A 25,925-nucleotide genomic window follows, 5' to 3' on the forward strand; every position below is an offset into this window, starting at 1 on the left:
GTCCGGCGCGCGCTTGGCTGGCACTAGGGAGAGGGGCGACAGTTTGTAGCGTGTTGATTGCGCGGCGTTGCCACTATATGAGGTTTAGAACGATTCAAACTTGGGGCTGATCCATGTTTGAGCCGCAAGACAAAGGAAGTATCAGTGGATTATTCTGCCCAGCTTGATGCCGCAATCGCACGTTTGCACGACGAAGGCCGTTACCGGACCTTTATTGATATCGAACGCAAGCGCGGCCAGTTTCCGCACGCTACATGGCGCAAGGAAGACGGGACCGAAACGCCGGTCACCGTCTGGTGCGGTAATGATTATCTGGGCATGGGCCAGCATCCGGCGGTTTTGACCGCCATGCACGAGGCTGTTGACGCCACCGGTGCCGGTTCTGGCGGCACCCGCAATATTTCGGGCACAACCGTTTACCATAAACGGCTCGAGGCTGAACTGGCCGATCTACACGAAAAAGAAGCGGCGCTTTTGTTTACGTCCGCCTATATCGCCAATGACGCAACGCTGAGCACATTGCCCAAGCTGTTTCCGGGGCTGATCATCTATTCCGATGCGCTTAACCATGCGTCGATGATCGAAGGCGTGCGCCGCAACGGTGGCGCAAAACGTATTTTCCGGCACAATGATCTGGACCATTTGCGCGCGCTGATGGCCGCCGATGATCCGGCTGCGCCGAAGCTGATCGCCTTTGAATCCGTTTATTCCATGGACGGTGATTTTGGCCCAATCGCACAGATTTGTGATCTGGCGGATGAATTCGGCGCGTTGACCTATATCGATGAAGTTCACGCCGTTGGCATGTATGGTCCCAAAGGGGCAGGCGTTGCCGCACGTGACGGGCTGATGGGGCGGATCGATATTATCAACGGCACCTTGGCCAAGGCATACGGTGTTATGGGCGGCTATATCGCGGCCTCTGCCAAAATGTGTGACGCGATCCGGTCCTATGCGCCCGGATTCATCTTTACGACCAGCCTGCCGCCCGCGGTGGCAGCCGGTGCTGCGGCCAGCGTCGCGCATCTCAAGGCCGATGACAGCCTGCGCGTACGGCACCAGACACAAGCCAAGATTCTAAAGCTGCGGCTCAAGGGGCTGGGCATGCCGATCATTGATCACGGCAGCCATATTGTGCCGTTGATTGTCGGCGATCCGGTGCATACGAAAAAACTGTCGGATATGCTTTTGTCCGAATTCGGAATTTACGTGCAGCCGATCAATTTCCCGACCGTGCCGCGCGGAACCGAAAGATTGCGCTTTACGCCTTCACCCGTGCACGGGCCGCGTGAAATGGATGCGCTTGTCGGGGCGTTGGACAGCCTTTGGTCCCACTGTGCGCTGAACCGCGCCGAGTTGGCAGGTTAATCTTTTTTCAACGTATGCATGGCACCCGCGAATATGTTAGCGTCCGCACAGGTGCTTTGGTGATTTTGATTCGGATTGCTGGGTTGCTGAGGGGCATTAACCGACGGGACAGTCGATGATCGGGAAGACCTTTAAACGGGCAGGCAAGGGCGATGACGTTCAAACCAAGGGGTTTGACGATTTTGAATTGCGTCTTGGCGATCTGATGCGTGGCGAACGCGCGACTATGGGCAAAAGCCTGCTGGACGTGCAGCGCGAGCTCAAGATCAAGGCAGCCTATATTGCGGCCATCGAAAACGCGGATCCCTCTGCTTTTGATACGCCCGGATTTATTGCAGGCTATGTGCGGTCCTATGCGCGCTATCTGAAAATGGATCCCGATTACGCCTTTAACACATTCTGCGCCGAAAGCGGCTTTGCAACGGCCCATGGCATGTCTGCCAAGGCATCATCGTTGCAAGGCAAATCCGGCGATCCCGCGGTCGCCCCATTGGGCAAGGATATCTTTTCTGCTTCGACCACCCCGTTCGTGCCTGCGGCCGATCGGGTCATGGCAGGCTTTGAACCCCGTGCGATCGGGTCGGTTCTTGTGCTGGTTGCGATGATCGGCGGGCTTGGCTTTGGAGGATGGACAGTCCTGCAAGAGGTGCAAAAAGTGCAATTTGCACCTGTCGAGCAAGCCCCAGTGATCGTGTCCGATCTTGATCCGCTTGCGGGTGTGACCGGACCTGTGGACGAAGGGCAGGATCTGGCCGGCTTTATTGCTCCGTCACGTGATGATCTGGACCGGCTGTATCGCCCGCAAGCGCTTGACCTGCCTGTACTTGTCGCGCGGGATGCGCCGATTTCGACCCTCAACCCAGGCCTGTACGGGTCTGTGCTTCCCGCTGAAATTGACACCGATACCGTGGTGGCCGAAGCCGTTGATACGTCACCCCATCCGCCTGCTATTCAGGTGGTTGGCCCCGATGTCCCCGCATTGCAACTGGTTGCGGTGCGTCCGGCATGGGTGCGCGTGCGTGCCGCTAATGGTACGGTCATTTTTGAAGGTGTGATGGCACCTGGCGAAAACTTTGAAGTCCCCGCCACCGAAGAGCCCGCCACATTGCGCGTTGGCGAAAGCGGCGCGGTCTATTTTGCCGTGAATGGCGTGCATTACGGACCAGCAGGCCAAACCGGTGTTGTGACATCCAATGTCGCGCTTAGCGCCGAAAGCCTGCTTGAAACCTATGCTGTTGCTGATCTGACTGCAGATGATGATCTGGCGGCCGTTGTGCGCGTGGCTGAAAATACCGCAAGCGAATAGGCCGCCAAGCGGTTGCTGCAGCCGGCATTGATGCATAGATTGCGGATAACCGTGACTGCTTGAAAGCTGCCCCCATGTCCCTGAATTCCATCCGCCCGTGGCGCCATATCGAACGCCGCAAATCCCGCCAGATTATGGTGGGCAATGTGCCTGTCGGGGGCGATGCGCCAATTTCGGTGCAGACGATGACCAATACGCTGACCACTGATATCAAAGGCACTATTGCACAGATTCAGGCCGCAGCGGATGCTGGCGCGGATATTGTGCGCGTCTCGGTTCCCGATGAGGCGTCCAGCAAGGCGCTCAAACAGATTGTCCCCGAGGTCTCCGTGCCTATCGTCGCGGATATCCATTTTCACTATAAACGCGGTATCGAGGCTGCCGAAGCAGGTGCCGCCTGTTTGCGGATCAATCCGGGCAATATCGGTGATGAAAAACGTGTCCGCGAGGTGATCAAAGCCGCGCGCGACCATAATTGTTCCATCCGCATTGGCGTGAACGCTGGGTCGCTCGAAAAACATCTGCTGGATAAATACGGCGAACCGTGCCCCGATGCGATGGTGGAAAGCGGGCTTGATCATATCAAAATCCTGCAAGACAACGATTTTCATGAATTCAAGATCAGCTGCAAAGCGTCCGATGTCTTTATGGCCGCTGCCGCCTATCAGCAATTGGCTGACGCCACAGATGCGCCGATCCACCTTGGCATCACCGAAGCCGGCGGGCTGATTAGCGGCACCGTCAAATCTGCTATCGGAATGGGCAATCTGCTTTGGGCGGGGATTGGCGACACAATCCGCGTGTCGCTGTCGGCTGATCCCGTTGAAGAAGTCAAAATGGGGTTTGAAATCCTCAAATCTTTGGGCCTGCGCCACCGCGGCGTGAATATTATTTCCTGCCCGTCCTGCGCGCGCCAAGGGTTTGACGTGATCAAGACCGTTGAAACGCTTGAACGGCGGCTAGAGCATATCAAAACACCAATGAGCCTGAGCATCATCGGCTGCGTCGTCAACGGTCCGGGCGAGGCGCTGATGACCGATGTCGGCTTTACCGGTGGCGGCAACGGGGCGGGCATGGTCTATCTTGCGGGCAAGCAAAGCCACAAACAATCGAACGACGACATGATCGAACATATCGTTGAACAGGTTGAAAAGAAGGCTGCGGAACTGGACGCAGTGCGCGCAGCAGAGTAACGCGCGGGCGGTTTCTTGCCGGTCAAGAAATATGTTCTATAGAGCGCGTACATGAGTGTGCAACCTTGATGCTGTTTAATTGAACGCTTTTTAGGAAATCACTTATGTATAAATATTCAAAACCGGCGATTGTTCTGACCGCTAGTACAATTGCACTTGCTGGCTGCACAATCGACCGACCAGACCGTTCAGACCTAGAAGGTCCCGGTATCGATTTTGCGTTTTCAGGTGGCGCAGAGTTTACGTTAAGCGAAGATTCACCGCGCCGAACGCCAGCTGATAGTTGTGCGATTGTGCGCGACGTAAACGGCGGGACGGTCAATAATCGCAGCGTCGATGTCAGCGCCTCGGCATTTGATCAATCTGGCATGAACAGGTTCCGCATTACCGTTGAAGGTGAAGGCGTAAGGCGTGGAGCGATCACTGTCACACCATCCCCCAACCCGCGTCTAAACTTCAACGACACCCGTGACGTTGATGTCATCGAGTTGGTATTCTTTCCCGAAGCTGATGGCGTGCTGAATGGCGGTATTGTGCAATTTTCAATTGATAGCCCGTTTACGCCCGGCGTGACGATTTCCGCGTTTGCGTCTGACAGCTTTGGCAATGAAACAAGTTTTGCGCCTTTTGAGCTGATAAGTGCGCTTGGCGCCGGAATCTGCAACTACTGACCGCGACCACTGTGCGGCAATGCCATTGTGTACATCTAAGCTGACAAAAGTGATTTGGCGTTCTTGCAATGCCTATGTACCAGCTGTTTTTGTCGGGTATTTGACAGGGATCGTCAGTGCCGAATCCCTGTCAAAGTCAGCTTTGGCAGCCTAGGAGCGCCTAACTATACCAGTTGCCCAGTTTTACTTCGGTTGGTCCCGTCAGAAGTGCTGCAAATTCTGCCGGATCTTGTGTGCCGCCGTCGCGCCCGCGGTAGTGATAGGGGTAGACATAGGTCGGCGCAAACGCGGCCACGGCCGAGGCCGCCGCGGTGATATCCATCGTAAACGGCAGGTTCATGCAGACAAAGGCCACATCGATATTTTCAAGTGCGCGCATTTCGGGGATGCCTTCGGTATCGCCTGAAACATAGATGCGCAGCCCGTCCACGGTAATGACATAACCGTTGTCGCGCCCGACGGGGTGGAAATTCATCCGCTCTGGCGTGGTGTTATGCGCAGGGATCGCGGCTATCTCGACCGCGCCTGCCTGGCCTGTGTCACCATTGGCCAGCGAGGTAGTGCGCGCCATCAATTCGGCGGGCAGTTTGTCGTAAACCGCAGGGTTGCTGATCAGGGCCGTTTGGTCGGTGACAAGCGCGCCAAGCGTTTCGGTGTTAAAGTGATCCCCATGTTCATGGGTGATCAAAACCAGATCGGGCGCGGGCAAATCTGCATAAAGACCGGCATCACCCACCGGATCAACATAGATCACGCCCGCGGGGGTTTGCAGCACAACAGAGGCATGCGCAACCGGATGCACGCTGACGTGGCCGCTCGCAGTTGCGAACTGGTCTGCGCCATGGCCCGCAGCAGACAGCCGGAAGGGCAAGAACGTTACAGTGCCAACTGCGGTGGCACCTTTGATGAAATTGCGACGTGTAGTCATGGCTGGCTCCCTTTGGTGATAAGAACGCCACCAGTTTAACCTATGCGCGCATTATGTCGAGCCAGCCCAATTGACGATTGCGTGACGACTAGTCTTCGCGCAATTCTGCGACGATGGCCGCCATGGCGTCGACAGGCACATAGCCGCGCAGCATCTGGTCTTCGATCACAAACGTCGGGGTGCCGGTGATTTGCATTTGCTGGCCCAATTGGCGGTTGGCGGCGATCACCGCTGTCACAGCATCGGAATCCATTTGTGCGATGATGGCTTGCGCATCCAGTTCCAGAATTTCGGCAAGCCGCGTCATGCTGACTTCGGTGATGTCACCGTTAAATTCCATCAAAGTATCATGCACAGATTTATAGGCTTCATCACCTGCAACCATTAGCGTGGCCACTGCAAAGCGCGATGCCAGCACGGATTGTTCGCCCAAAATCGGGTATTCCTTGACGATAAAGCGGATATTGGCATCCGCGCCCAATAGCGTCTCGATTTCGGGGTAGGCGCGTTTGCAATAACCGCAGCGGTAATCCATGAATTCGACAATTGTGATATCGCCCGCCGGATTGCCACCGACATAGGAATGGCGGTCATTAAACAGATCATCCGCATAGGCCACGGCAAGCTGTTGATCATTGGTAACCTGTGCCTGTTGTTCGCGCATTTGCAACACGGAAATTGCCTCTTGCAGGACCTCGGGGTTTTCCAAGAGATAGGCGCGCACTTCGGCGCGAAAGGCTGTCCGCTGCGCATCTGTCATCGGCTCCGCGTCTTGGGCAATGGCGGGGGCGGACAGGGCAAAAAGCAGGGGCAGGGCAAAGCGCAGGGACATAAGGACCATCTCGTTTTCATAAATTTGCATGTGTCAGACCATATCCGCGCATGAATGCCAAGGTGCATTGACCTCACATAGCGGTGACGGGCACATAGGGCGCAAAGATCGAGGGCAGAGATATGCGACATTCACAACGGGGCGAGGTTGATCCATTTATCGTGATGGACGTCATGGAAGCCGCGCGCAAGGCCGAGGCCGCAGGCCGCCATATCATCCACATGGAGGTGGGCCAGCCCAGCACCGGCGCCCCCGCACAGGCCCGCGCCAAATTGATTGCCGATCTTGATGATCCGCTTGGCTATACCGTGGGGCTGGGGTTGCCCGCGTTGCGCGCGCGGATCGCGCAGCATTATGGCGATTGGTACGGGGTTGATCTTGATCCGGCCCGTGTCGTGGTGACCAGCGGCGCGTCCGGTGCTTTCCTGCTCGCGTTTTCGGCGCTTTTTGACAATGGCGAACGGGTCGGACTGGGCACGCCGTGCTACCCGTCATATCGCCAGATTTTGCGCGCGGTGGGGCTGACCCCTGTCGATATTCCAACAACGCTTGCGCAAAGGTTCCAGCCACAGCCCGCACATGTTGCCGATTACGATCTCGCGGGGCTGATCGTGGCATCGCCCGCCAACCCGACCGGCACGATGCTCGATGCGCCGGCCATCAAGGCGCTGTCGGACGCCTGCAATGCGGCGGGGGCTGCGTTTATTTCGGACGAAATCTATCACGGCATCGACTATGATATTGCGCCCGTATCGGCGCTTCAGGTCACGTGTGACACCTATGTGGTGAATTCTTTTTCCAAGTATTTTTCAATGACCGGCTGGCGGGTTGGCTGGATGGTCGTGCCCGACGATCACGTGCGCCGGGTTGAGAGGCTGGCGCAAAACATGTTCATCTGCGCGCCCCACGCGGCACAGCGATTGGCGCTGCACGCGATGGATTGCCCCGCAGAGCTGGAACAGAACAAAGCCGCCTATGCCGCCAACCGCACATTGATGATCGACGGGTTGCGCGCCGCAGGGCTGACCCGTTTTGCGCCGCCGGACGGGGCGTTTTATATCTATGTCGATGTGTCGGACTATACCGATGATGCGCGCGCGTTTGCAGCGCAGATACTGGAACAGGCGGGCGTGGCGGTGACGCCCGGGCTTGATTTTGATGCGGCGCGCGGGCACCGCTGGCTTCGGTTTTCTTATGCGCGCAGCACCGATGACATCCGCGAAGGTCTGGACCGGATCGCGCAATTCATGCAGGCGCAGAAATGATTTTGCGGCTGGTTTGCTGCCTGATCCTGCTGTGCAGCGGCGCGCAGGCGCAGGTCACTATCGACCCTGCACGCACTGTCGTGCGCGATGGCTGGTGGCAACTTGAAGTGCAGGTCGGACTGTCAAAAATGACCCCTTACAGGTTGTTTACATTGGATAATCCGCGCAGACTTGTGGTAGATTTTCAAGATGTGGTCTGGCCCGATATCGCGGCGCAGACGTTGGTTTCGGGTGACCGTGCGACCGGCCTGCGGTTTGGGGCATGGGGGGCAAAATGGGGACGTATGGTGGTTGATCTGGCCGGACCGATGGCCGTGCAAGAAGCCGCGATGCAAACGGGCGATCAAGGCGCGCAGTTAACCATTATCTTGGGGCGCAGCGACGCCCAAAGCTTTGCCGCTGCAGCAGGCGCGCCCGCGGGCGCCGATGATTTTGCGCCCTTGGTCTTGCCGCGATCCGATGCAAGCCGGTTTCGGGTGGTTATTGACCCCGGCCATGGCGGGATCGATCCCGGAGCCTTGCGCGAAGGGCTGACCGAAGCTGCGTTGATGTTGCAATTGGGGCGCGAAGTAGTGAACGCACTTGACGCGCTTGAAGGGGTCGACGCGGTGCTGACACGCGAGGCAGATGTTTTTGTGCCGCTCTATGCGCGGGTGCAAATGGCGCGTGACGCAGGCGCCGATCTGTTTATTTCGCTGCATGCGGATGCACTTGAAGAAGACGCCGCAAGTGGTGCTTCTGTCTATACTTTATCGACCGACGGCGGCTCTGTTGCGGCGGACCGGATGATCGCGCGCCACGAGGCAGGCGATCTGTTGGCGGGGGTGGATCTTGCGCAACAGGGCGACAGTATCGCAGCATTATTGATGGATCTGGCGCGTGACCGGACAGGACCGCAAGGGCATGCATTTGCCGAAATACTGATTGCGCAAATGCAAGCGGCAGGCGTACGCGTCAACAGCAGCGCGCATCGGTCGGGCCAGTTGGCAGTGCTGTCTGCTGCCGATTTTCCGAGCGTATTGGTCGAGGTCGGTTTCTTGTCAAATGCGCAGGACCGCGCGGATTTGATCGCCCCGCAAAGCCGCGCCAGAATTGTTACGGCCATAGTCGCAGCCGTTAACCAATTTGCGCGCTAAATCGTGATCATATATGCGCCGGTGACGCATATGGCCTTTTGACCATTCGCCGGTACGGGCGTATAAGAGCCTTCGAAACCATAGGAATTTGATCACCCGTGCTGCGCTTTATTTTCTCTTTCTTTGGTGGAATTTTCACCATGCTGACCATGGGTCTGATCATGGGCGCGCTGACGCTTGGCGGCGTGTTTTATATGTATGGGCGCGATCTTCCGACCTATGAAACGCTGGCGCGCTACCAGCCCAAAACCATCAGCAGGATCTATTCCGGCGAAGGGCTGATTATCGACGAATTCGCGGTCGAACGGCGGCTGTATACGCCTGCCTCTGAAATTCCCGATATCGTCAAGCAGGCGTTTATTTCCGCCGAGGACAAGAATTTTTATACGCACACCGGCTATGATCCGCGCGGGATTCTGGCTGCGATTGTTGAAGGTGTGACGTCACGCGGTGAAAACCTGCGCGGCGCGTCAACAATCACCCAGCAGGTGATGAAAAACTTCCTTTTGGACGGCTCCACCACGCTGGAACGCAAGATCAAGGAAATCATTCTAGCCACGCGAATCGAAGGCGCGATGAGCAAGGACCAGATTCTTGAACTTTACCTGACCGAGATCGATCTTGGTGTGCGTTCATTCGGGGTGACGGCGGCTGCACGATCCTATTTCAACAAATCCCTGTCCGAACTGACCCCCGCCGAGGCCGCGTTTCTGGCAGTCCACCCCAAGGCGCCCTATAGCTACCACCCCGTCCATAACCGCGAGGCTGCAATCGCGCGCCGCAATTTCATTCTGCGCGAGATGTTTGAAAACGGCTATCTAACCCAAGAAGAACTGACAGTTGCGCTGAATGATCCGTTGCGCACGGTGCAGAACGGCGATTTCCCGAGCTACCAAGAAAGCCTGCCGCCGCGCGATTATTTCACCGATGAAATCCGCCGCCAGCTGTCGCAAAACTTTGGCGAGGACGAATTCTTTACGGGCGGTTTGTCGATCCGCGCGACGGTTGACCCTGATTTGCAGGTTACCGCAGCGCATTCGTTGCAGCGCGCGCTAGAAGAATTTGACCGTGAACTGGGCGTATGGCGCGGCACGGGGCAGACAATCCCCGAAGATCAGCTGACCAGTGAAGAAGACTGGCGTGCCGCATTGGCCGCGCTGACAGTTCCGCGCGATATCACCTATGTGTCGCAATGGTATCCGGCGGTTGTGCTTGCGGTGGAAGAAAACCAATTGCAAATCGGCATCGAAAGTGTCGTTGAAACCGAGGCCGAACCATTTGTCGTACCACGTCGTGATATCGAATGGCTGCGCGGTGATTTCTTTGACAATTTCAACGTGGGCGACGTGGTGCATGTGCGCCGGATGACCGCTGACAGTGATGGCGCGTTTATCCGCTGGTCGCTGCGGCAGGTCCCTGAGGTCCAGGGCGGCTTTATGGCGATGGACGTGAACACGGGCCGTGTGATCGCGATGCAGGGCGGGTTTAGCTATCAGGATTCGGTATTTAACCGCGCGACCCAAGCCCAGCGTCAGCCGGGATCGTCGTTTAAGCCGTTTGTCTATGCAGCTGCTTTGGATAGCGGCTATTCGCCCGCGACAATTATTATCGATGCGCCGATCACTATTAACACCCCGCAAGGGGTCTGGCGGCCACAAAACGCTTCTAACCAGTATTACGGCCCGACACCGTTGCGCACAGGGATTGAACGGTCGCGAAACCTGATGACGATCCGGCTGGCGCAAGAAATCGGTATGGATACGGTTGCGGCCTATGCCGAACGATTTGGCGTTTATGACCGGATGAATCAGGGGTTGGCGGCGTCACTTGGCGCGGATGAAACAACATTGTTCAAGATGATTTCTGCCTATGCGATGTTTGCCAATGGTGGCGAACGGGTTGAACCGACATTGGTTGACCGCGTGCAAGACCGCTATGGCAATACCGTCTATCGCCATGATCAGCGGACCTGTGTTGATTGCGACGATATGATTATTGCCGCAGGGTTTGGCCCGCGGATCGAAACCAACCGCGACCGTGTGATGAATGAAATCACTGCCTATCAGCTGACGTCGATGATGCGCGGCGTTGTTGAACGCGGCACGGCCAGCGGAACCGTAAATCTGCCGGTTCAGATTGCGGGTAAAACAGGGACGACGAACGATTCAAAAGACGTGTGGTTCATCGGCTTTTCGTCAAACATCGTTGCGGGTTGTTATATCGGCTATGATACGCCCCGATCACTGGGGCGCGCGGCTTCGGGTGGCGGGATCTGCGGGCCGGTGTTTAACCGCTTTATGAGCGATGCGATCGAAGTATATGGCGCAGGCCCGTTCCACGTGCCCGAAAGCTGCCAGTTCATCAATATCGACCGCTATAGCGGCGCGCGCCTGCCTGATGGCGTGTCGGGCGAAAACGTGATCGCTGAGTGTTTCCGCCCCGGCGAAGAGCCGCTCTTTGGCATCATGTTTGACGGCGGCTTTGCGATGGCAGGTGATTTGCCACTGTTCGACGAGGTCCCGCGCACTGCCCGCGAGGTAACGACATCCACCGGCGAAACCGCCACTGTGGGCCCCAAAGCGACATTTGGCACGCTTTCGACAGGTGGTCTTTACTGACCACCTGCTTGTCGGCGCGAAGCCCGCGCTGTAAGACCCTTTGACAATTCACTGACCCCAGATAGGTGCCACATGCGCGCAGAAATTCAGACCACCGCAGATGCGATAGCAAAGTCGCTTGACCTGCTTGCGCAGCGCATGGACCGTGAAACCGCGCCGCACCGGCTCGAGGAGTTTAACGCCCGCGTCGAAGACCCCACATTATGGGATAATCCGGAAGCCGCGCAAAAGCTTATGCGCGACCGGCAATTGCTGGTTGATGCCATGGCGACTTATGATGGTATCGCGCAGGAACTGGCCGATAACATCGAACTGATTGAGCTAGGCGAGTTGGAGGGCGACGCGGAAATCGTCAGTGATGCCGAAGCCGCAATCACCGCATTGCGCGCCAGAGCCGCTAAGAAAGAACTCGAAGCCCTGCTGGACGGTGAGGCAGATGCCAACGACACGTTCCTTGAAATCAACGCAGGTGCCGGCGGCACCGAAAGCTGCGATTGGGCCAATATGCTGGCACGGATGTATGTCCGCTGGGCCGAGAAAAAGGGCTACAAGGTCGAACTGCAATCGGAACAATCGGGCGACGAAGCAGGGATCAAATCGGCATCCTATAAAATCAGCGGCCACAATGCCTATGGCTGGCTAAAATCCGAAAGCGGCGTGCACCGTCTGGTCCGCATTTCGCCCTTTGACAGCGCCGCCAAGCGGCACACTTCCTTTACATCCGTAAAGGTCTATCCGGTGGTCGATGACAATATCGAAATCGAAGTGAAATCTTCTGATATCCGGCTGGATACGTTCCGGTCATCGGGCGCGGGCGGGCAGCACGTCAACACCACCGATTCCGCCGTGCGGATCACCCACTTTCCAACCGGTATTGTGGTGACAAGTTCCGAAAAATCGCAGCACCAGAACCGCGACATCGCGATGAAGGCGTTGAAATCGCGGCTTTATCAGCTCGAACTGGACAAACGGTCAACGCTGGTGAACGAAGCCCATGAAAACGCAGGCGATGCGGGATGGGGCAACCAGATCCGGTCTTATGTCTTGCAGCCCTATCAAATGGTCAAAGACCTGCGCACCGGTTTCGAGACATCCGATACCAAAGGCGTGCTGGACGGTGATCTTGACGGGTTTATGGGCGCGACCCTCGCGATGGATGTCTCCGGCAAAAGCCGCGCAGAGGCCAACGCCGAATAACCGATAGACGCGGTCGCAATTGGTTTCTATCCTTTGGAAACGGTCCTTTAGACCGCTAGGGGGGGCCAAATGACGCAGACGACCAAGCCACAGGTGCAGCAACTGGCACCCGCAGATCTACGCAAAGCCATGCACGCAGGCTGCGTCGATTTTCGCAAAGCGCCGCAATTCGGGCTGTTCTTTAGCGCGGTCTATGTTCTGGGCGGTTTTCTGATGATTTGGCTTGGTGCCGGTCATGTCAGTTGGATTTTGGCGACCTCGCTTGGTTTTCCGCTTGTCGCGCCATTTGCCGCCGCCGGATTGTATGAGGTGAGCCGCCGGATGGAGCAGGGCAGGCCGCTGGACTGGGCGGAAATTCTGGGCATCGTCTGGCATGAACGCACGCGGCAATTGCCTTGGCTTGGCGCGATTATCGTCATCTATTTCCTGTTCTGGACCTTCCTTGCCCATATGATTTTTGCGTTGTTCATGGGGCTTTCGACCATGACCAATGTGACCGAAAGCTACGAGGTGTTTTTAACCACAAACGGGTTAAGCATGATCGCCGTGGAGCTGGTCATTGGTGCAGTTCTGGCGTTTTTGCTATTTTCGCTGACGGTCGTGAGCTTGCCGCTTGTGCTTGACCGCGAGGTGGATTTTGTCACCGCGATGCTGCTAAGCCTTCAGGTCGTCAAGCAAAACCCGATTGTGATGCTGGCATGGGCCGTAATCATTGCCGTGCTGTCGCTTGCCGCGCTGATCCCGTGGTTTTTGGGGCTGGTGATAGTGCTGCCGATTTTGGGCCATGCGACGTGGCATTTGTACCGGCGCGCGATTGTGTGATCCTGACAGGTAAAAAAGGGGCGCCACTGACGCCCCTTTTTGCTTTTTAATATGACACGTATTATTGCGTTTGGGCGCGGTGTGCCGACAGGTGCCGGTTTACGATTTCGAACCACTGACCGTCTGATTTAATCGCAGCAATTCCGCTATTCATAATCGCCAATAGCTCTTCACGATGCGGGTTCGATTTCGCGATGACGGGGCTAAGGTTAAGAACTTTGGTGAGCTGTTCGTTCAGCATGATGTCATCTTGGGCACCAAGTTCCAATACTGCGCCTTGGCCGGGATCAACGGCAATCACAACGACATCATATGTGCCGTCAAGCAATCCGGCCATGCAGCCGGTGATCAGCCCTTCTTGGCCAAATGAAATCGCAGGTTCTACAAGCCCATCCTCTTCGAGGACGAATGTTTCGTATCCATCTGGTCGGCAGATGCTTTTGCCGACCAACTCTGCGTGCGTTGCTGGCAGCGGCTCGCCCGCGCGTCCAAAATATCCCAGTAGAATTTCGAACATGGGATCGGCCCATTCAAAGTTGTTACACCGGAATTTGGCATCATCGCCAAGCTGGTCGATCAATTCGCATGGTGGCTCGTACCAAGCGGTCGCAAAGTCGTAAGCGTGATCGGTTAATAGCGGCTGCAGATGAGACCCCCAATCATTGATAAAGTCGATCTTATATGCAGGGCTCCCTGTTGCTGAAGCTAGCGCAACGTTTGTCAGCTCCGTCACCATGCCGCCTTGCGCCTGGCTTTCATCAAAATACGGTGCCCAATCTGTGGCGGTAACGACGCGCACGGCAACATCGGCGGGGCCGTCAAGTTGCTCGGTGGTTGTGATTTTGCGAATAAGGGTGTCGTTGGCTTGTGACGTGGTGCTGCCATTGCGGCAGGGGATATAGATCACTTGCCCACGCGAGATGAGGCCAGGGTTCGGGCCGATTGTATCGACGTTGGCACTATAAATTAACTGAAAGGCTGAGGCGGACCCATATACATCGGCGGCAATACCCGAAAGAGAGTCGCCCGCAGCGATGGTATAGTTTTCACCGCAGCTGATGCTTTGGGCCATGGCAGATTGCGCGGATAGCATGAGGCCCGAAGATGCGATGCCAATGCACAGGCTGCGTAGGGAAGGCGCGAATAAGGTCAAAAGGTTACTCCATTTTACGATATTTTATTTTGATTGACTGATGAATCAATAAAATATCATGGTCTGGAATAGATGTCCGAATTTCGTCAAAATCACGGTATTTTCTGGATGGTCAGGACGGGTGAGACGGGGGCTTTGACGCACAACGAAAAAGGGCACCCCATCGGGTGCCCTTTACCAAATTCAATCGTGCCAAGGAATTAGGACTTGGGAGCGTCCGCAGCGGCGGCTGTTGGCATCTTTTTGGCGCCGGTTGACAGCGGATCGTCCTGACGCTGCACGGAGCCTTCGAAATGTGCGCCGCTTTCAATCGCGATTGTCTTGTGGATGATATCACCCTCAACACGTGCAGAGGATGACAGGCGCACCTTCAGACCGCGCACACGGCCAACAACGCGGCCGTTGACGACCACATCATCAGCAACAACTTCGCCCTTGATGGTGGCGCCTTCGCCGACTGTCAGCAGATGCGCGCGAATATCGCCTTCGACCTGACCTTCGACTTGAATGTCGCCGGTGGTTTTCAGGTTGCCGGTGATCAGCAGATCAGACGACAGCACAGATGGCGCTGGCTTTGGGCCAGATGGTTTATAATCTGAACCTGCTGCTTTCTTGGCATCGGCGCCTTTTTTGGTTTCAGTTTCGGACGGCTTGGGCCCGGGTTCATTGATTTTCGATTTAGAAAACATCTTGTCCAGCTCTTATATAGATCATCGGGTTGACGGGCTCGCCTCCGACGCGAACCTCGTAGTGAAGGTGCGGTCCTGTCGAGCGACCTGAATTGCCCATATCACCAATTCTTTCCCCGCGCGAGACTCTTTGCCCGACAGAGACATGCATAGCGTTTAAGTGTGCGTATCTTGTCTCAATGCCAAAGTCGTGCTGGATCTTGATCAGGCGCCCGTAACCTGATGACCAGCCTGCGCTTGTTACCACCCCGTCAGCGGTTGCATAGACAGGAGTGCCGATCGGACCCGCAAAATCCGTACCTGCGTGCATGCGCCCCCAACGCTGGCCAAAACCCGATGTAAACCGGAAATTGGCTTTGACGGGGATGTCGAACGGGGCTTTTTCGGCGGCAATCCGATAAAGGTTGATTCGGTCCATCGAGGCCAGAATCGCATTTGCGCGCAGCGCGTCGGGGTCAGGTTCGCCGCCGCGTGTCGAAAACTGCATCGGTGAAAGAGGGCCGCCCTGACCGGAATAGCCGCGCCGCACCTGCGCGAGCATGCTGTCGGGGCTCATGCCGGCCGCGCGGAACATATCGTCAAGCGGTTCAACCGAAACCAGCATGGCCTCTTCGAGTTGGCGGAAAATCTGGTCGTTGCGTTCATGCAATAGCCGCAGTTCGAGTTCCAGTTCCTGCGCGTGGTCGATTGCAAATTCCGCGTCTGCCGCGATCAAATCGCGTTCGGCAGCCGTTTGCGCCAGTGCATTGGCCAATAGATCAACCGTGCCCACTGCATCTTGGGACATGGTTGCCGCTGCCACACCGTCCGATTGATCCGTTGCGGCGGCAAGCAGTGTGCGCGCTTCTTCACGGGCTTTCATCGTGTCGCGCAACGTGGCTTGCACAACATCAAGTCCGGTTTCCAGCTCGCGGCGCTTTTCTTCGGTGGCAAGCAATTCCGATTGCATAACCGAAATTTGCTGTAGCGCGGTGCTGAACCGGTTTTGGGCGTCGGCGGCTTCTTGGGCGCGCAGATCACGTTCCGACGACAGCGCATTCAGCCGCTGTTCATAGGTCATCTGGTCACGCTGCGCCTGCGCGCGGAAATTTCCCGCGCCGATGCTATCCATCAGCAGGATCGCCGTGGCGACGATGGTCCATGCCACAACAATGGTACAACCGACCCATGCGACCAGCTGCGTTTCCGAATTCAGACGGATGAACCGCGTTTCATAATCGGACCGCAGAAATAGCCGGCGCTCGGGGAACCAGCGCTCCAATTGGTGGTGAATGGTTTTTTTCAATCGTGATCGCACGTAAGAATCCTGTGTCGTCCCGGAGATCCGCTGGCCCCGCAATTGTGTTGGATGACTGTGTAAGCAGCCCACGGCCGTGCTGCAAGAAATTTCACCCCCCTCGGGCGGGATCACGCCTTGTCGGGTTTTTGCCTATTTGTTGCTGCAAGGGGCCAGTAGAAATCGGGCGGGATACCAGCCTGCGCACGTTTTTCTTCGTTGAACGGCGGCTTGAGGTCGGAATGAAAGTATTTGCGCACCAGTTGGTGAAAGACCCCTGTCGGGTCCAGATCATGGCGCCCGCACAAAAAGTTGAACCATTTCGACCCGTAGGACACGTGATGCACTTCCTCGGCGTAGATCACTTCAAGCGCTGCGACTGCGGATTTATTCTTGGCCTGCTTGAAGATATTGATCATCCCCGGTGTCACATCCAGCCCGCGCGCCTCGAGCACCATCGGCACCACGGCAAGCCGCCCCATCAGATCATTGGCGGTATCTTCGGCCGCGCGCCACATGCCAGCGTGTGCGGGCAGGGCACCGTAATAGCTGCCTTCTTGCTCAAGACAGTCGCACATCAGCTGGAAATGTTTGGATTCCTCATCTGCCGATTTCACCCAATCGTCGTAAAAACCCAGCGGCAAAGGTGTATCGGCAAAACGCGGGATGATATCCCAATGCAGATCAATGGCGTTCAGTTCGATATGGGCCACAGCATGCAATAGTGCGATCCGCCCTTCGGGCGTGCCCGGTTTGCGGTGCGGCACATCACGCGGATCCAGCAGTTCGGGTTGCGCGGGGCGGGCCGGAAAATCGGGCGGCGTGGCTTGGCCGATTTCAATGGCGGGGCCATCTGCACGCGACGCGCGCCACTCTGCCGCAAATTTGCGCGACAGCGCTGCCTTTTCGCGCCCGTCCGCGGTCCTTAGCACCGCAACCGCCATTTCAGCCAGCGTCATCATGCGCGCAGCGCCTCAAGCACCGCATCAACATGGCCGGGGACACGGACCTTGCGCCAGATCTGTTTGATCTTGCCGTCAGGCCCGATCAGAAATGTCGCACGTTCAATGCCCATATGGGTCTTGCCGTACATCTTTTTTTCGACCCAGACGCCATAGCGTTCACAAACATCGCTATCCGTGTCCGCAAGCAGCGCGATTTTCAGATCATGTTTGGCGACAAATTTGTCGTGCTTTTTTACGGGGTCTTTGGAGACGCCCAGAACAACCGCGTTCAATGCGTCAAATTCTGCAAGGTTTTGTGTGAAATCAATTGCTTCTTTGGTGCAGCCGGATGTGTCATCGCGCGGATAGAAATAAAGCACCACATTCTTTCCGGCGAAATCGCCCAAATTCACAATTTCGCCGCCGTCGCGGGGCAGGGTGACATGCGGTGCGGTATCGCCAGCAGCAAGAAGGGTCATGATAGGTCCTTTTGAACGTTGTGCTTTTGTTTTAACTCGGCACAGGCAAAGATAAAGGCCAAACCTATTTCCGGCAGAGACGCATTGACCCAGACACAGCCCCAACCTGACCCCGCGCCCAAGAAAAAACCGCGCAAGCGCTTGCGGCGCTGGTTGTTCTGGCTGCGCGCGGCATTTGTTGTCTGTCTGACGCCGGTGGTTTTTGTGGCGGTGGCGGCGGTCATGATGATCAACCGCGAAATAACAGCGCCCAGCTGGATCGTTGACCAGATTGAAACCCGCGCCGCACAGGCGCTTGACGGTGCGCATCTGGAATTCGGATCGATCACGGCCCGTATCGGCCGCGACCTGCATCCGCATGTGCGCCTCCTTGATACGCGGCTTTATGACCGTGACGGGGTCATGCTGACCCGTGTGCGTGTCGCCGAAGGTGGCATGTCGCCGCGCGGGTTGCTGTTTAACCGGCTTGTTCTGATGCAAGATATCCGTCTGGTCGGGGCGCAGATCAACCTGCGCCGCGCGCGTGACGGGACTGTCGCAGTTGCTTTGGCGTCGGGCGGGGCCGAAGTCGGACAGGCGCGGTCGGTGCCGCAGCTTTTGGATCAGCTGGACCAGATTTTTGAACAGCCGCAACTGGCGGCATTGGAAACCGTGACCGCAGACGGGGTGATCGTGAATTTTGACGACGCCCGCGCGCGGCGCAGCTGGGTGGTGGACGGTGGCACCTTTGCGCTTGATCTGCGCGGCGGTGAAACAACGATGCGCGCCAACCTGAGCCTGCTGTCAGGGCGCGCGGGTGTGACAACCGTGAACATGTCCTACAGCAGCCCGCGCGGATCGCAAGCGGCGCAGCTGGCGGTCAATATCGACGATGCAATTGCCAGTGATATCGCGGCGCAATCGCCCGCACTGACATGGCTGCGCGATGTCGAAGCCCCGATTTCTGCGGCCCTGCGCACGGAACTTGACGCCGATGGCGCGCTTGGCCCGCTCAGTGCAGTGCTTGAAATCGGGCAGGGCGTGTTGCAACCCAACGAGGCAACCGCTCCGGTGCAATTCGACGCGGCCAAAGCCTATCTGACCTATGACCCTGTGCGCGACAGGATCGCCTTTTCCGAAATTGTGCTGGACACCGAATGGGGGCGCCTGCGGGCCGATGGCACCGCCTATTTGCGTGAAATCACCGATGGGTTGCCAGACGCATTGCTGGGACAATTCCAGTTTCGCGATGTGGCCCTGAACCCGATGGGTTTGTACGATGTGGCGCCCAGTATTGCCAATGCGGCGGTTGATTTCCGGCTGCGGTTTGATCCGTTCCAGATTGAATTGGGGCAGGTCACCCTATCGGACGGCGATTTGCGGGTGCTATCAAACGGGACAATCACCGCCCGCGCCGACGGCTGGCACGGCGCGTTTGACGCGCATATGAATGAAATCGCGCCGACGCAACTGCTGGCGTTCTGGCCCCCCGATGTCAAACCGCGCACCCGGTTGTGGATTACCGAAAACCTGTCGGCGGGGCGGTTGCTGAATGGCAATGTCGGCGTGCGTATTGCCCCTGGCCAGCCGCGGGAAATGGCATTGGGGTTTGAATTTGACGGTGCGGATATCCGGTTTATGCGGCAGATGCCGCTGATCACAAACGGGGCGGGGGTTGCCACGATCAGTGACCGCCGGTTTGTTGTCACGCTTGATCAGGGGCAAGTGACGCCGCCCCAAGGCGGTGCGGTCGATATGACCGGCACCAGTTTTACAATCCTTGATACAGCGCAGCGGCCCAGCAACGGCCAGATTGATCTGGTCGCCAATGGCGCTGTTACGGCGGTGTTATCACTGCTGAACCAACCGCCGCTGTTGTTTCTGGACAAGGCCAACCGTCCGGTCGATCTGGCCGAAGGGCGCGCGCATGTCACGGGGCGCATTGCGTTGCCGCTGGTGCGTGGCGTCCAGTTTGATGCGATCGACCTGAACCTTGCGGCGCAACTGCGCGATGTGCAATCCGACCAGCTGGTGCCGGGGCGCAATCTGACCGCCAGCCGGCTTGAGGTTACAGCGAACAATACAGGGCTAGAAATCGGCGGGCCGATCAGGCTGGGGGCCGCGCGCGGCAATGCAACCTGGACGCAGCAATTTGGCCCCGCCCATCGCGGCCAGTCGCAAATTCACGCAAATATCGCGCTGAACCAAGCCACCTTGGATGCGTTCAACATCAATCTACCGTCCGGTATGGTCACGGGCGATGGCCGCGCCGAACTGACGATTGAATTGAACGCCGGCGCGCCGCCTGCCTTTGTTTTGCAGTCTGATTTGCGGGGGGTGCGGTTGGCGTTGCCTGCAATCGGCTGGACAAAATCGGCAACCCAAGAAGGCAATCTGCAAATCAGCGGACGGCTTGGCACTGTGCCCGAAATCGACGCCCTGCAGATCAGCGGCGGCGGGTTGCGCGCAGAAGGCCGGATTTCGCTGACCCAGAGCGGCCAGTTTGCAGCGGCCACATTCAGCAGCGTGCAAATCGGCAATTGGTTCAATGCGCCGGTGACATTGCGCGGGCGCGGCACGGGGCAACCCTTGGGGATTACGATCAGCGGTGGCACATTGGATTTGCGGCGCGCGCAATTTGGCAGCGGTGGCGGCAATACACAGGGCGGACCGATGCAGGTGAGCCTTGGCCAGCTACAGATTACCGAAGGCATCGCGCTTGCCGATTTTCAGGGCGAGTTCAATAATGCAAACGGGCTTTCGGGGCGTTTTACGGGGCTGTTGAACGGGGATGCGCCTGTGGCAGGCATAGTTGCGCCACGCGACGGGCGCACGGCGGTGCGCATAACAGGCGATGATGCTGGGGCCGTTGCGCGCGCGACGGGCCTGTTGGAAAACGCGGCCGGTGGCGCAATTGATCTGACCTTGCTGCCGGCAGGTGACGCGGGGACATTTGACGGGTTTTTGACCATCAGCGATATCCGTGTCCGCGATGCACCGACGATTGCCGCACTGTTGGACGCGATCAGCGTTGTCGGGCTGTTGCAGCAGCTGGACGGGCAGGGGCTGCGCTTTGACAGTATCGAGGCACAGTTTCGCCTGACCCCTGCGCAAATCATCGTCACCCAAGCCAGCGCCGTCGGTCCCGGGCTTGGCATTTCGATTGATGGCATTTACACGCTGGCGACAAAGCAGCTTGACCTGCAAGGCGTTGTCTCGCCGTTTTATTTCTTGAACGGGATTGGTTCGGTATTGACCCGCAGGGGCGAAGGGCTGATTGGGTTCAACTTTAATATCCGCGGGCCAACAGCCGACCCGCAGGTCAGCGTTAACCCACTCTCGGCGCTCACGCCCGGCATGTTCCGGGAGCTGTTCCGCCGACCGCCACCGGAAGTAAGCCAATGAAACTGAGCGATTTCGACTTTGATCTGCCCGAGCAGCTTATCGCCACACGGCCCGCGCGGCCACGCACATCGGCGCGGCTTTTGCTGGCTGATAGCGCAGGGATTGCCGATCACAGGGTCGCGGATCTGGTGGATCTGTTGCAGCCCGGCGACCGGCTGGTGCTGAATGATACCAAGGTGATTCCAGCGCGGCTTACTGGCATGCGCCACCGCGATGGCGAGGCCGGACCAACCAGCGCCAAGATCGAAGTGACCCTGCTAGAGCCACGTGCAACAGGCGATTGGGCGGCTTTGGTCAAACCCTTGCGCAAAATACGCGACGGCGAGGTTATTGTGTTCTCCGATGTGCTGTCAGCAACCCTGACCGCGCGGGCGGATGGGCAAGCCCACCTGCAATTCAACCTGCAAGGCGATGATTTTGATGCGGCTTTGGCTGCGGTGGGCGCGATGCCCCTGCCGCCCTATATCGCCGCCAAACGCCCCGCCGACGAGGCCGACAAGCAAGATTATCAAACCTATTGGGCACGCCACGCGGGTGCGGTTGCCGCGCCGACCGCATCGCTGCATTTTGACGGACCGTTGCTGGATGCGCTGCGCGCGCGCGGCGTTGCATTCACCCATGTCACGCTGCACGTCGGCGCGGGCACGTTTTTGCCGGTTAAGGTCGACGATGTGCGCGACCATAAAATGCACGCCGAATGGGGCGAGGTGACCCAAACGGCGGTTGACGAAATCACCGCGACCAAAGCAGCGGGCGGGCGGGTGATCCCTGTGGGCACAACCGCATTGCGGCTGATCGAAACAGCGGCCAAGGAAGGCACGTTAAAACCTTGGGTCGGCCCGACCGATATTTTCATCACGCCGGGATTCACGTTTCAGGTGACAGACGGGCTGATGACAAATTTCCATCTGCCCAAATCAACCTTGATGATGCTTGTATCGGCGTTGATGGGGGTAGAGCGTGTCAAAGACATCTATGCACATGCAATCACAACGGGTTACCGGTTCTTTAGTTATGGCGATGCATCATTGTTGTTGCCAGCAAATGTCAAGAAGGCGTGAACGGACAAAACAAGGTCGCATTTGTCTTGCGATCGGGGGCAATAATCATCCATAGGGCAGCTCTGCCAGATTGAAGGGGCACACGATGCTACAGGTTTTTACCGGCTCTTGGGCCTTGTTCATTGGGATGTTCATGCTGATGGTCGGCAACGGCCTGCAAGGGACATTGCTGGGGCTGCGCGGCGACCAAGAGGGCTTTAGTACTTTGGCGCTCTCGATCGTGATGTCCGCCTATTTTCTGGGTTTCCTGTTTTCGTCGCGCTACACGCCAGAATTGATCCGCCGCGTCGGGCATGTGCGTGTCTTTGCGGCGATGGGGTCGCTGATTTCAGCGGTTTTGATCAGCTATCCGATCCTGCTTGAACCTTGGGCATGGACTATCGGGCGGGTTGTAATCGGGTTTTGCTTTTGCGGTGTGTATATCACGGCGGAAAGCTGGCTGAACGATGCCTCGTCCAATGACACGCGCGGCAAGGCGCTGTCGGTCTATATGATTGTGCAAATGGCGGGGATCGTGTTTGCGCAATGGATTGTCAGCCGTGGCGATGTTGCCGGCTATACGTTGTTTATCATTTCATCGGTGATGGTTTCACTGGCCTTTGCGCCTGTCTTGCTATCGGCGCGCCCGATGCCTGCATTTGCGACCACAAAACGGATGAAAATCAAAGATCTGGTAGCCGCATCTCCGCTTGCCTGCTTTGGGATGTTCATGCTGGGCGGGGTGTTTGCAGCACAATTCGGCATGTCAGCCGTCTACGGAAACAGGGTCGGGCTGACGGTCGGGGAAATCTCGTTCTTTATTTCGGCGATCTACATCGGTGCGCTTGTTGCACAATATCCGATTGGCTGGCTTTCCGACCGGATTGACCGCCGGTTCTTGATTATCGGGGTCGCGTTTGTTGGTGGCATAGGGTCGCTGGCGGCGTTTTTCATCACCGATAACTTTGCGGTAATCGTCTTTTCGGGCGCCATTGTGGGGGGCATGTCGAACCCGCTATATGCGCTGCTGTTGGCCTATGCGAATGATTATCTGGATAGGGATGATATGGCTGCCGCTTCGGGCGGGTTTTTGTTTGTGAACGGTCTGGGCGCCATCGCGGGGCCACTGATCGTGGGGCGGATGATGGATGTGATCGGCATCAGCGGCTATTGGCTGTTTACGGCTGTACTGATGCTTGCGATCGGGGGGTACGGGTTGTACCGGATGACCCAGCGCAGCCGCACCGCGTTCGACGATGCCAACGCGGTGCATTATGTGCCCGTTTCGGCCGCTGCGACGGCGGTTGCAACCGAGGTCGCGCTTGAAGTCTATATCGAGGCGGGCGACGAAGAGGAAAACCCCGCTTGATGTCACGCTGAAAGATGTTGTGATCACATTTGCTGCGAAATTAGCTTGTCAGGGGGCAGTTTGTCTGCTTGGCTTGACCTAGCGACAGGCAAGTTAAGGAGCATAGCCATGGTTACCCCTCAAGAGGTACTGGCGTTTTGGTTGGACGAATGCACGCCCGCAGACTGGTATAAATCCGACCCGGCATTTGACAGGTTAATTCGCGACCGGTTCGAAGAAACCTGGAAAGAGGCGCAAGAAGGTGCGCTTGGGCTATGGTTAACGCATGCATCCGAAACCTTGGCCTATATTATCCTGACAGACCAGTTTCCACGCAACATGTTCCGCGATCAGGGCGATGCATTTGCAACCGACAATCAGGCCCGCGCTGCGGCCAAAGCCGCGATCGACCGCAACTGGGATCTAAAAATAGATGAACCGGCGCGACAGTTTTTCTATCTGCCATTGATGCATTCAGAGTGTCTGACGGATCAGGACCGCGCCGTGCGGTTGATCCATGACCGGATGCCGTTGCACCGGGCAGGCAATATTGATCACGCTTGCGCGCACCGCGCAGTGATCCGCGATTTTGGGCGGTTTCCCTATCGGAACAAGGCGTTGGGCCGCGAAACAACCCAAGCAGAACAGCAGTTTCTGGATGCGGGCGGATACCGTGTAGCCTATCAGGCGCAGGTTGGCGCGCTGACCTGAACTGCCTATGCGCTTGCGAAATGTCAGTTATGACGCAAGGTCACTAGAGGTCCGTAAAAAAATAGTTTAGTGTTGAACTAATTTCATATCTGGAGGACCAAGCATGGCCGCAAAGAACTTTGACATGATCGTAATCGGGGCAGGGCCAGGTGGCTATGTTTCCGCAATCCGTGGCGCGCAGCTTGGGCTGAATGTCGCTGTGATTGAACGCGAAAACCTGGGCGGGATTTGTCTGAACTGGGGCTGTATCCCGACCAAAGCACTGTTGCGGTCGTCCGAAGTGTTCCACCTGATGCACCGCGCAAAGGAATTTGGCCTGTCCGCGGAAGGTATCGGATACGATCTTGATGCGGTTGTAAAACGCTCGCGCGGGGTGTCCAAACAGATGGAAGGCGGCGTAAAGCACCTTTTGAAAAAGAACAAAGTCACCGTGATCATGGGCGAGGCCACAGTCCCCGCCAAGGGCAAAGTGTCCGTGAAAACCGACAAAGGCACTGAAGAGCTGACCGCCATGAACATCGTGCTGGCGACCGGCGCACGTGCGCGCAACCTGCCGGGTCTTGAGGCTGACGGCGACCGCGTTTGGTCTTATCGTCACGCGCTTGTCCCGCCGCACCAGCCGAAAAAACTGCTGGTCATCGGGTCTGGTGCCATCGGCATCGAATTTGCAAGTTTCTATAACACGCTGGGCGCCGATACGACTGTGGTCGAGGTCATGGACCGTGTGCTGCCAGTTGAAGATGCCGATATCAGCGCATTTGCGAAAAAGCAATTCGTCAAGCAGGGCATGAAAATCCTTGAAAAATCTGTGGTCAAGCAGCTTGATCGCAGCAAGGACAAGGTCACAGCGCATATCGAAACCGGTGGCAAGATCGTCAAAGAAGACTTTGATACCGTCATCAGTGCCGTGGGCATTGTCGGCAACGTCGAAGGTCTTGGGCTCGAAGCTTTGGGCGTGAAAATTGACCGCACCCATGTTGTGACAGATGAATTCTGCCGTACGGGTATCGACGGGCTATATGCCATTGGTGATATCGCAGGCGCGCCGTGGCTTGCGCACAAGGCCAGCCATGAAGGTGTGATGGTTGCTGATCTGATCGCCGGCAAACATGCGCATCCGGTCAAACCCGAAAGCATCGCGGGTTGCACCTATTGCCACCCGCAAGTGGCCAGCGTCGGCTATACCGAAGCAAAGGCGAAAGAGCTGGGTTACACAGTCAAGATCGGTAAATTCCCCTTTATCGGCAACGGTAAAGCTGTAGCACTTGGTGAACCCGAAGGTATGATCAAGACCGTGTTTGACGCCAAAACTGGCGAACTGCTGGGCGCACATATGGTCGGCGCCGAAGTGACCGAGCTGATCCAGGGCTATGTGATCGGGCGTCAGCTTGAAACCACCGAAGAAGACCTGATGAACACCGTGTTCCCGCATCCGACATTGTCAGAAATGATGCATGAAAGCGTTCTCGACGCTTATGACCGCGTCATTCACATGTGAAACGGCGTCAGGGTGACCCTGACTGCCACCACAATAACAAAGCCCCCGCAACGCGATGTTGCGGGGG

21 protein-coding genes are annotated in these 25,925 nt (G+C 57.1%); 14 read left to right on the forward strand and 7 right to left on the reverse strand.

The genetic code is table 11. From position 1 onward, the window contains the following. Window positions 1-144 precede the first annotated feature (144 nt). From hemA to BM320_RS05285, 4 genes are all read left to right on the forward strand, one after another. Complete coding sequence (hemA, locus tag BM320_RS05270; RefSeq protein WP_090197337.1) at window positions 145-1,368, forward strand: 5-aminolevulinate synthase; 1,224 nt, start codon at window positions 145-147, stop codon at window positions 1,366-1,368. Between the two features lie 115 nt (window positions 1,369-1,483). Continuing rightward, window positions 1,484-2,674 (forward strand): helix-turn-helix domain-containing protein, encoded by a 1,191-nt coding sequence (locus BM320_RS05275; RefSeq protein WP_090197340.1) that lies wholly within the window; start codon window positions 1,484-1,486, stop codon window positions 2,672-2,674. Window positions 2,675-2,748: 74 nt separating this feature from the next. Continuing rightward, window positions 2,749-3,867 (forward strand): flavodoxin-dependent (E)-4-hydroxy-3-methylbut-2-enyl-diphosphate synthase, encoded by a 1,119-nt coding sequence (gene ispG, locus BM320_RS05280; RefSeq protein WP_090197343.1) that lies wholly within the window; start codon window positions 2,749-2,751, stop codon window positions 3,865-3,867. 104 nt (window positions 3,868-3,971) lie between these two features. Continuing rightward, a complete protein-coding gene (locus tag BM320_RS05285) occupies window positions 3,972-4,538 on the forward strand; it encodes a hypothetical protein (protein ID WP_090197346.1) in 567 nt (188 codons plus the stop codon). A 160-nt stretch (window positions 4,539-4,698) separates the two neighbouring features. On the opposite strand, the gene BM320_RS05290 is transcribed toward BM320_RS05285, so the two are convergent. Continuing rightward, the gene (locus tag BM320_RS05290) at window positions 4,699-5,466 is read right to left on the reverse strand and encodes an MBL fold metallo-hydrolase (RefSeq protein ID WP_090197349.1); all 768 of its coding nucleotides are present in this window, start codon (window positions 5,464-5,466) and stop codon (window positions 4,699-4,701) included. Between the two features lie 88 nt (window positions 5,467-5,554). After that, window positions 5,555-6,328, reverse strand: a complete 774-nt coding sequence (locus BM320_RS05295; protein WP_242650957.1) for a DsbA family protein — start codon at window positions 6,326-6,328, stop codon at window positions 5,555-5,557. 92 nt (window positions 6,329-6,420) lie between these two features. Between BM320_RS05295 and BM320_RS05300 the strand changes: the two genes are divergently transcribed. From BM320_RS05300 to BM320_RS05320, 5 genes are all read left to right on the forward strand, one after another. Continuing rightward, complete coding sequence (locus tag BM320_RS05300) at window positions 6,421-7,563, forward strand: pyridoxal phosphate-dependent aminotransferase (RefSeq protein ID WP_090197352.1); 1,143 nt, start codon at window positions 6,421-6,423, stop codon at window positions 7,561-7,563. Continuing rightward, window positions 7,560-8,699, forward strand: a complete 1,140-nt coding sequence (locus BM320_RS05305; protein ID WP_090197353.1) for an N-acetylmuramoyl-L-alanine amidase — start codon at window positions 7,560-7,562, stop codon at window positions 8,697-8,699. Before BM320_RS05300 ends, BM320_RS05305 begins: the two co-directional genes overlap by 4 nt. A gap of 98 nt (window positions 8,700-8,797) precedes the next feature. Then, the gene (locus BM320_RS05310; RefSeq protein WP_090197356.1) at window positions 8,798-11,317 is read left to right on the forward strand and encodes a penicillin-binding protein 1A; all 2,520 of its coding nucleotides are present in this window, start codon (window positions 8,798-8,800) and stop codon (window positions 11,315-11,317) included. 72 nt (window positions 11,318-11,389) lie between these two features. Continuing rightward, window positions 11,390-12,514 carry a peptide chain release factor 2 gene (prfB, locus tag BM320_RS05315; protein ID WP_090197359.1) on the forward strand — a complete coding sequence of 375 codons (1,125 nt, stop codon included), beginning with the start codon at window positions 11,390-11,392 and terminating at the stop codon, window positions 12,512-12,514. 69 nt (window positions 12,515-12,583) lie between these two features. Continuing rightward, on the forward strand, window positions 12,584-13,336 hold the full coding sequence (locus tag BM320_RS05320) for a DUF2189 domain-containing protein (protein WP_090197363.1): 753 nt from the start codon (window positions 12,584-12,586) through the stop codon (window positions 13,334-13,336). Window positions 13,337-13,397: 61 nt separating this feature from the next. Here the strand turns inward: BM320_RS05320 and BM320_RS05325 are convergent, their stop codons facing one another. From BM320_RS05325 to bcp, 5 genes are all read right to left on the reverse strand, one after another. Then, complete coding sequence (locus tag BM320_RS05325; RefSeq protein ID WP_090197365.1) at window positions 13,398-14,408, reverse strand: hypothetical protein; 1,011 nt, start codon at window positions 14,406-14,408, stop codon at window positions 13,398-13,400. Between the two features lie 281 nt (window positions 14,409-14,689). Continuing rightward, window positions 14,690-15,178 (reverse strand): bactofilin family protein, encoded by a 489-nt coding sequence (locus BM320_RS05330; RefSeq protein ID WP_090197367.1) that lies wholly within the window; start codon window positions 15,176-15,178, stop codon window positions 14,690-14,692. Continuing rightward, complete coding sequence (locus tag BM320_RS05335; protein WP_090200379.1) at window positions 15,168-16,475, reverse strand: M23 family metallopeptidase; 1,308 nt, start codon at window positions 16,473-16,475, stop codon at window positions 15,168-15,170. Before BM320_RS05335 ends, BM320_RS05330 begins: the two co-directional genes overlap by 11 nt. 110 nt (window positions 16,476-16,585) lie before the next feature. Then, complete coding sequence (locus BM320_RS05340) at window positions 16,586-17,416, reverse strand: ferritin-like domain-containing protein (RefSeq protein WP_090197370.1); 831 nt, start codon at window positions 17,414-17,416, stop codon at window positions 16,586-16,588. Then, window positions 17,413-17,877 (reverse strand): thioredoxin-dependent thiol peroxidase, encoded by a 465-nt coding sequence (gene bcp / locus BM320_RS05345; protein WP_090197373.1) that lies wholly within the window; start codon window positions 17,875-17,877, stop codon window positions 17,413-17,415. Before bcp ends, BM320_RS05340 begins: the two co-directional genes overlap by 4 nt. 84 nt (window positions 17,878-17,961) lie before the next feature. Between bcp and BM320_RS05350 the strand changes: the two genes are divergently transcribed. The 5 genes from BM320_RS05350 (at window position 17,962) to lpdA (ending at window position 25,858) form a co-directional block, all read left to right on the forward strand. Beyond that, window positions 17,962-21,261 carry a DUF3971 domain-containing protein gene (locus BM320_RS05350; protein ID WP_242650958.1) on the forward strand — a complete coding sequence of 1,100 codons (3,300 nt, stop codon included), beginning with the start codon at window positions 17,962-17,964 and terminating at the stop codon, window positions 21,259-21,261. Beyond that, window positions 21,258-22,322: a tRNA preQ1(34) S-adenosylmethionine ribosyltransferase-isomerase QueA gene (queA, locus tag BM320_RS05355; protein ID WP_090197376.1), complete on the forward strand. Its 1,065-nt coding sequence runs from the start codon at window positions 21,258-21,260 to the stop codon at window positions 22,320-22,322. The genes BM320_RS05350 and queA overlap by 4 nt, the downstream gene beginning before the upstream one ends. Window positions 22,323-22,407: 85 nt before the next feature. Beyond that, window positions 22,408-23,670: an MFS transporter gene (locus tag BM320_RS05360; RefSeq protein WP_090200383.1), complete on the forward strand. Its 1,263-nt coding sequence runs from the start codon at window positions 22,408-22,410 to the stop codon at window positions 23,668-23,670. A gap of 108 nt (window positions 23,671-23,778) precedes the next feature. Continuing rightward, window positions 23,779-24,360 (forward strand): DUF924 family protein, encoded by a 582-nt coding sequence (locus tag BM320_RS05365; RefSeq protein WP_090197379.1) that lies wholly within the window; start codon window positions 23,779-23,781, stop codon window positions 24,358-24,360. 103 nt (window positions 24,361-24,463) lie between these two features. After that, window positions 24,464-25,858 (forward strand): dihydrolipoyl dehydrogenase, encoded by a 1,395-nt coding sequence (lpdA, locus tag BM320_RS05370; protein ID WP_090197382.1) that lies wholly within the window; start codon window positions 24,464-24,466, stop codon window positions 25,856-25,858. Window positions 25,859-25,925: the final 67 nt, after the last annotated feature.

It is taken from the genome of Yoonia tamlensis (assembly GCF_900115105.1).
Taxonomy (GTDB): domain Bacteria; phylum Pseudomonadota; class Alphaproteobacteria; order Rhodobacterales; family Rhodobacteraceae; genus Yoonia; species Yoonia tamlensis.

Excerpts from the sequence above, each read along its gene's own strand:
- BM320_RS05275 (WP_090197340.1), top strand. The coding sequence starts at position 1,484 with ATGATCGGGAAGACCTTTAAACGGGCAGGCAAGGGCGATGACGTTCAA.
- ispG (WP_090197343.1), top strand. The coding sequence starts at position 2,749 with ATGTCCCTGAATTCCATCCGCCCGTGGCGCCATATCGAACGCCGCAAA.
- BM320_RS05285 (WP_090197346.1), top strand. The coding sequence starts at position 3,972 with ATGTATAAATATTCAAAACCGGCGATTGTTCTGACCGCTAGTACAATT.
- BM320_RS05290 (WP_090197349.1), bottom strand. The coding sequence starts at position 5,466 with ATGACTACACGTCGCAATTTCATCAAAGGTGCCACCGCAGTTGGCACT.
- BM320_RS05295 (WP_242650957.1), bottom strand. The coding sequence starts at position 6,328 with ATGCAAATTTATGAAAACGAGATGGTCCTTATGTCCCTGCGCTTTGCC.
- BM320_RS05300 (WP_090197352.1), top strand. The coding sequence starts at position 6,421 with ATGCGACATTCACAACGGGGCGAGGTTGATCCATTTATCGTGATGGAC.
- BM320_RS05305 (WP_090197353.1), top strand. The coding sequence starts at position 7,560 with ATGATTTTGCGGCTGGTTTGCTGCCTGATCCTGCTGTGCAGCGGCGCG.
- prfB (WP_090197359.1), top strand. The coding sequence starts at position 11,390 with ATGCGCGCAGAAATTCAGACCACCGCAGATGCGATAGCAAAGTCGCTT.
- BM320_RS05320 (WP_090197363.1), top strand. The coding sequence starts at position 12,584 with ATGACGCAGACGACCAAGCCACAGGTGCAGCAACTGGCACCCGCAGAT.
- BM320_RS05325 (WP_090197365.1), bottom strand. The coding sequence starts at position 14,408 with ATGGCCCAAAGCATCAGCTGCGGTGAAAACTATACCATCGCTGCGGGC.
- BM320_RS05330 (WP_090197367.1), bottom strand. The coding sequence starts at position 15,178 with ATGTTTTCTAAATCGAAAATCAATGAACCCGGGCCCAAGCCGTCCGAA.
- BM320_RS05340 (WP_090197370.1), bottom strand. The coding sequence starts at position 17,416 with ATGATGACGCTGGCTGAAATGGCGGTTGCGGTGCTAAGGACCGCGGAC.
- bcp (WP_090197373.1), bottom strand. The coding sequence starts at position 17,877 with ATGACCCTTCTTGCTGCTGGCGATACCGCACCGCATGTCACCCTGCCC.
- queA (WP_090197376.1), top strand. The coding sequence starts at position 21,258 with ATGAAACTGAGCGATTTCGACTTTGATCTGCCCGAGCAGCTTATCGCC.
- BM320_RS05360 (WP_090200383.1), top strand. The coding sequence starts at position 22,408 with ATGCTACAGGTTTTTACCGGCTCTTGGGCCTTGTTCATTGGGATGTTC.
- BM320_RS05365 (WP_090197379.1), top strand. The coding sequence starts at position 23,779 with ATGGTTACCCCTCAAGAGGTACTGGCGTTTTGGTTGGACGAATGCACG.
- lpdA (WP_090197382.1), top strand. The coding sequence starts at position 24,464 with ATGGCCGCAAAGAACTTTGACATGATCGTAATCGGGGCAGGGCCAGGT.